The sequence below is a fragment of the Trichloromonas sp. genome, from assembly GCF_041583255.1.
In the GTDB taxonomy this organism is placed as follows: domain Bacteria; phylum Desulfobacterota; class Desulfuromonadia; order Desulfuromonadales; family Trichloromonadaceae; genus Trichloromonas.
In genome coordinates this window covers 1-5,073 of record NZ_JBFHGD010000226.1, presented here as the reverse complement: position 1 = coordinate 5,073, position 5,073 = coordinate 1, and the positions used below count along the sequence as shown (strand labels likewise).

General features: G+C 62.5%; 8 protein-coding genes and 1 pseudogene. 4 read left to right on the top strand and 5 right to left on the bottom strand.

Features of this window, described 5'->3' with window-relative positions; genetic code table 11:
* Positions 1–349: pseudogene (locus tag ABYV89_RS14395) on the top strand (YkgJ family cysteine cluster protein); the annotation flags it as partial.
* Here ABYV89_RS14395 and ABYV89_RS14390 read toward each other — a convergent pair.
* Both ABYV89_RS14390 and ABYV89_RS14385 read right to left on the bottom strand, forming a co-directional pair.
* Positions 346–717, bottom strand: a complete 372-nt coding sequence (locus ABYV89_RS14390) for a DUF2784 domain-containing protein (protein ID WP_432823630.1) — start codon at positions 715–717, stop codon at positions 346–348. The pseudogene ABYV89_RS14395 and the gene ABYV89_RS14390 overlap by 4 nt on opposite strands.
* Positions 718–750: 33 nt before the next feature.
* Positions 751–942, bottom strand: coding sequence for a GSU3473 family protein (locus tag ABYV89_RS14385; RefSeq protein ID WP_432823629.1), 192 nt, complete (start codon positions 940–942; stop codon positions 751–753).
* A gap of 182 nt (positions 943–1,124) precedes the next feature.
* Between ABYV89_RS14385 and ABYV89_RS14380 the strand changes: the two genes are divergently transcribed.
* The 3 genes from ABYV89_RS14380 to ABYV89_RS14370 are packed head-to-tail and all read left to right on the top strand — an operon-like array spanning position 1,125 to position 3,768.
* Entirely contained in the window at positions 1,125–2,438 is a 1,314-nt protein-coding gene (locus ABYV89_RS14380) for an NAD(P)-dependent oxidoreductase (protein WP_432823628.1), read from the top strand.
* A 59-nt stretch (positions 2,439–2,497) separates the two neighbouring features.
* Entirely contained in the window at positions 2,498–2,911 is a 414-nt protein-coding gene (locus tag ABYV89_RS14375; protein ID WP_432823627.1) for a septal ring lytic transglycosylase RlpA family protein, read from the top strand.
* Complete coding sequence (locus tag ABYV89_RS14370) at positions 2,908–3,768, top strand: EamA family transporter (protein WP_432823626.1); 861 nt, start codon at positions 2,908–2,910, stop codon at positions 3,766–3,768. The genes ABYV89_RS14375 and ABYV89_RS14370 overlap by 4 nt, the downstream gene beginning before the upstream one ends.
* A 265-nt stretch (positions 3,769–4,033) precedes the next feature.
* Here ABYV89_RS14370 and ABYV89_RS14365 read toward each other — a convergent pair whose 3' ends face one another.
* The 3 genes from ABYV89_RS14365 to ABYV89_RS14355 all read right to left on the bottom strand — a co-directional run.
* Positions 4,034–4,240 carry a YwbE family protein gene (locus tag ABYV89_RS14365; RefSeq protein WP_432823625.1) on the bottom strand — a complete coding sequence of 69 codons (207 nt, stop codon included), beginning with the start codon at positions 4,238–4,240 and terminating at the stop codon, positions 4,034–4,036.
* Complete coding sequence (locus ABYV89_RS14360; protein WP_432823624.1) at positions 4,240–4,530, bottom strand: Dabb family protein; 291 nt, start codon at positions 4,528–4,530, stop codon at positions 4,240–4,242. Before ABYV89_RS14360 ends, ABYV89_RS14365 begins: the two co-directional genes overlap by 1 nt.
* Before the next feature lie 185 nt (positions 4,531–4,715).
* Positions 4,716–5,073, bottom strand: a 358-nt coding sequence (locus ABYV89_RS14355; protein WP_432823623.1) for a LemA family protein, incomplete at its 5' end; no start/stop codon positions are given.

The following is a 5,073-nucleotide window of genomic DNA, read 5'->3' as shown; positions in this document are numbered from 1 at the left end:
GTGGACCGAGATGCCCGAGGCCGACCTGACCCCCTGCCCGCTGCTGGGGGATGACGGCAGCTGCCTGGTCTACGCCCATCGCCCCATGACCTGCCGGCTGCACGGGCTGCCGAACATCGACGGCTCGGGCGAGAGTTTTTCCGACGAGTGGTGCAGCCTGAATTTTACCGCTGCCGACCCCCTGGCGATGGACTCATTGCGCTGGGAATTCCGCCGCACCTTCGAGGCAGAGCTCGACCTGTTCCGCGCGTTCACCGCTCATTTTCTCGGCGCTCCCCGCAACGAGCTCGATACCTTCATTCCCCTCGCCCTGCTGATCGATTTCGAAAATTTTCCTGATCTCTCCTAGCCGGGGGGCCTGTTTTTTGCCAGCAGCAGCCAGCCATAAACCAGCAGGTTGAGGGTAAGGACGAGCAGGCCGAGGATGATCTGGGTTTCGCGGGTCAGGTTGTCGGGATAGATCAGCGGGGTCAGGTAGCGGTCGATGAAGGAGCTGTCGTAACCGCTGCCGCCGCCGAGCCGTCGCCAGTGATTTTCCAGGTCGGTGAGGGGGCAGAACCAGCCGCCGATTTCGACCGCCGTCCCCCAGGCCGCGGCCGGCAGGTGCAGCCAGGCCAGGCGCGGACGGCGCAGCACGGCCCATCCGCCTGCGACAACGAAGAGGATGAAGCCGAAATGCAGTAAGAGCGCCAGGTCGGCGAGCAGGGCGTAGGGCATCGTTCAGCGGGGGGTGAAAGGGGCGGCGCCGAATCAGGCTGAAGCGCGGCGGTTCTTGCCGCTGTGAAACGACCCCCCGGCCGAGCGCAGGCGGGCTTCGCCGAGAACGGCCCAGCCTCCCGAGCGTTCGAAGCGGGTAATGGCCTGTTTGGCGATCAGCTGGCTCAACACGTAGGGGCGCACCAGCTGGTGGGTTCCGTCGGGATACTCGACGCGGATCATCATGGCCTTGCCTTTCTTCGATAAAGAGACTGTTGTTAAACATAAAACACAAATTCTGCTTTATTCAAGGGGGGGCTTGGCTTCGGTAGATTGAGGCCGGCTCTTGACTTTAGCCCGCGTCTGCCGCTATCCTGATTGGTATGACCAATTTACCAAGGTGGACTGTTTTTACCCAAAGGTTTCCCATGCTCAATTTTGAAGAACTGGAAAAAGGCTTCAGCGAAGCCGAGGCGATCGCCGAGGCCCGCCGTTGTCTCAAGTGTAAAAAACCCGCCTGCGTCGGCGGCTGTCCCATCGAAAACCGGATTCCCGAAATCGCCCAGGCGATCGTCGATGGCGATTACCAGCTGGCCATCGACATTCTCAACGAAAAGAGCAACCTGGCGGTGATCTGCGCCCGGGTCTGCCCGCACAACGAGCAGTGCGAGGGCTCCTGCGTCCTCAGCCGCAAGGGAGAGGGGATCCGCATCAGCAAGCTCGAGCGGTTTTTGGCCGACCGCGAAATGGAGCTGACCCTCGACCGCATCAAGGCCAAGGTGGCGGTCATCGGCTCCGGCCCGGCCGGGTTGTCGGTGGCGGCGATCCTGGCCAAGGAAGGCTACCGGGTGACCATTTTCGAAGCCCACGCGGTCCCCGGCGGGGTTCTGCGCTACGGCATCCCCGAGTACCGGCTGCCCAAGGAAATGGTTTCCCGCCAGATCGAAATCGTCCGCGGACTCGGCGTGCGGATCGAGACCGGGGTGGTGATCGGCGAGGATCTGACCATCGACCAGCTGTTCGCCATGGGCTATCGGGCGATTTTCATCGGCACCGGCACCGGGTTGTCGAAAAAACTCGGGGTCGAGGGGGAGGAGCTCCCCGGCGCCATGCAGGCGATCTATTTTCTCGAAACGGTCAACCTGGTGCGGGAAGGGTCGCTGCCCGAAACCCACCTGCCGATCGCCAAGGGCGACCGGGTGGTGGTGATCGGCGCCGGCAACGTCGCCGTCGATGCCGCCCGCACCGCCCTGCGCCTGGGCGCCTCGTCGGTGACTGTGATGGACATCGTCACCGAAAAGGAGCGGCGATCGAGCGAGAAGGAGTACCGCGAAGCCCTCGAGGAAGGGGTCAAGTTCCTGTTTCAGACCAGCATCAGCCGCATTCACGGCGAGCAGCGGGTTACCGGGGTCACCCTGCAGGGCTTTGCCCCGCGTCAGGTCGCAGGGCGTGACGGTTTGATCCTGCCGATGCCCGGCAGCGAGCGGGAGATGCCCTGCAACAAGGTGATCGTGGCCATCGGCCAGAAGCCCTTCGCCCGGATCGTGTCGACCACCACCGGTATCAACACCAACGACAAGGGGTATGTTATCACCGAACAGGAGCCCTATTACGGCATGACCACCCGCGAAGGGGTGTTTGCCGCCGGCGACGTGGTTCACGAGCCGCAGACGGTGATCCTGGCCATGCGCGAGGGCCGCCGGGTGGCCGAGGCGGTTTCGGCCTATCTGCAGAAAGGCTGAGCTGGTGGCGGGGATTTGAATCTGCTGTCAAATTCTTCGGATTCGGTGTAAAAGATGACATGTCTCCGCGATGGCAAAGAGAAAAAATAGGCAGGCTGCTGGCGCTGGTCCTGCTGCTGCTCTGGGTCGGGCAACCCCTGGCCGCCGGCGAACCCGCGATGGGCGCCGGCGGCGAGATCGGCCATGCGACCTACTACGCCAAGCGCTTCGCCGGCAGGCGCACGGCGTCCGGTGAGCTCTACGATCACGACAAGCTGACCGCCGCCCACAGCAGTCTGCCCTTCGGCACCAGGGTGCGGGTGGTCAACCTGGCCAACGGCCGCGAGGTGACCGTCACCGTCAATGACCGCTGCCGGCCCCGCAAGATCCCCTTCATCGACCTGTCGCGGTCGGCCGCCCGTGCGATCGGCTTTCTCAGCAAAGGGAGCGCCCGGGTGCGGATCATTCCCGCAGTGGCCGCCGATCCCCCATGACTTCCTGGTATCTCTTCAGCGTTGCCGCCCTCCTTTTGCTCGGCACCCAGCGCTTTCTCTACAAGGTGGTTGCCGAACGCAACTGCAGCGCGTCCCTGACCACGACGGTCTTCATGGGGACCGTCACCCTGCTGAGCGGCGCGACGTTTCTGGCCTCGGGGGATGCGGTCGGCAGCCTGTCGATCCTGGTCGGCATGGCGCTGGTCAACAGCCTCGCCTTCTCCGTAGCCACCGTCGCTCACATGGAAGCCCTCCGGCACCTGCCGGCGACCCTGACCTTTCCGCTCACCCGCCTGAGCATCCTGGTGGTGATCCTCTTTTCGCTGGCTTATTTCGGCGAGCGGCTCGATCCGCTGCAATGGGCCGGCGTGCTGGCGGGGCTGGCGGTGATCGCCGTGATGGCGGGTGAAGCCAGGGGCGCCGTCCGCCCGGACGGCAACACCCGCAGCGGCCTGCTGCTGATCGCCACCTGCGTGCTGTGCGGCGCACTCGCCTCCATCTCCAGCAAGTTCGCCGCGGTCGCCACCAGCAAGGCCGCCTTCATGGCCCTCTCCTACCTGCTGGCGACGGGGTTCTCGCTGGCGATAGAAAGGAAATGGGGTCGGCACAGAGAGGATGGCCGGCGGGGCGAGGCGGTAAAGCTCGGCATCCTCATGGGAGTGCTCAATTTTTTCGGTTTTTACGCCTTTTTAAGCGCCCTTGCCAGCGGCCCGCTGTCGGCGATCGTCCTGATCACCGGGATGCACTTCGTCATCGCCATGATCCTCTCGGTGCTCATCTACCGGGAAAAGCTGACCCCGAGGCGGCTGCTCGGTATCGGCCTGACCCTGCTGGCGGTCTTCTTTCTCGGGTGCTGAGGTTCTTAGGATTAAATAATCATTCGCGGCGCTTTACATCGGCCGGCTGCATGGTACCTTTAATACAAATGCACAAGGCAAAGGAGGAAGACATGATGACCGTCTCTGAGCCACCTGGCCACGTAGGATCCACCCCATAAATCCAAATAGCTACATGAGTTGGAACAATCAAGAAAATCCCCCACGGGGATTTTGTAAGAAACATTCCAGATAAAGAAAAGCCCCGGCGAAAATGACCGGGGCTTTTCCTGTTTGGGCTCTCTGCTCAGTGGCCGCTCTGGCCGGCCAGGCCCTGCACCCGGCCGACCTGGCCGTCTTCCAGCCGCACCTTGATCCCCCGCGAGTGAAAGGGGGCGCTGGTCAGGATGTCCTTGACGACCCCCTCGGTGAGCTTGCCGCTCTTCTGATCCTTTTTCAGCACGATGGCGACCGCCAGGCCGCGTTGAATCTCTTCCCTGCGTTGTCCGTTCATCAACAAGCGTAATCGACGGCCACCACGCTCGTGGCGAGCTGTTTGACCTTGGCGACCACCGCCTGGTGATCGGGGTGGACCTGGTAGCGGTTCAGCGCATCGAGGTCGGCGAACTCGGAGACCAGGGCCAGGTCATAGGAACGCTCGGTGTGGAGTACATCGCGGCCGCAGCAGAACGAGACGATGTCGTCGATCTGGTTGGGGAGGGCCTTGAGGCTCTTTTCGAGGTCGACGATGTCGGCTTCAGCGGCATCGGGCTTGAATTTGAAGAAAACGATATGCTTGATCATGCTATGCCTCCGTGAATAGGGTTTTGGGGCGGTGTGGCAAAGGGTTATTATGCGGGGTGCTGCTGGATCTGGCAACCGGAAATGTTACGCCGGAGGACGGAAGGCGGATGGCGGAAGGCAGTTGAAAAGTCAACGGGTCGGCGCTGGCCGACCCGTTTCAGTATTCGGATGGCGGATCTCTTGGATCAGCTGTGCTGAAAGCTGACCTCGACGTCGGCGCGGTGGGCCGGGTCGATCTGCCAGAGGGCGCGGCCGGCGAAGTTGAACAGCTTGGCGACGATCACGTCGGGAAACTGCTCGATGCGGATGTTGAAGATGTTCACCGACTCGTTGAAGAGCTCGCGGCGGTCGGCGATCATGTCCTCGATCTCGGTGATTCGCGCCCCGAGCTGGCGGAAGGCCTTGTCGGCCTTGAGGTCGGGGTAGCGTTCGACCACCATGAACAATGATTTCAGGGTGTCGGAGAGGGCGTTCTGCGCCGACATTTTTTCTCCGTCACTGCGGGCGTTGCTGACCATCGAACGGGCTTTGATGACCGCTTCG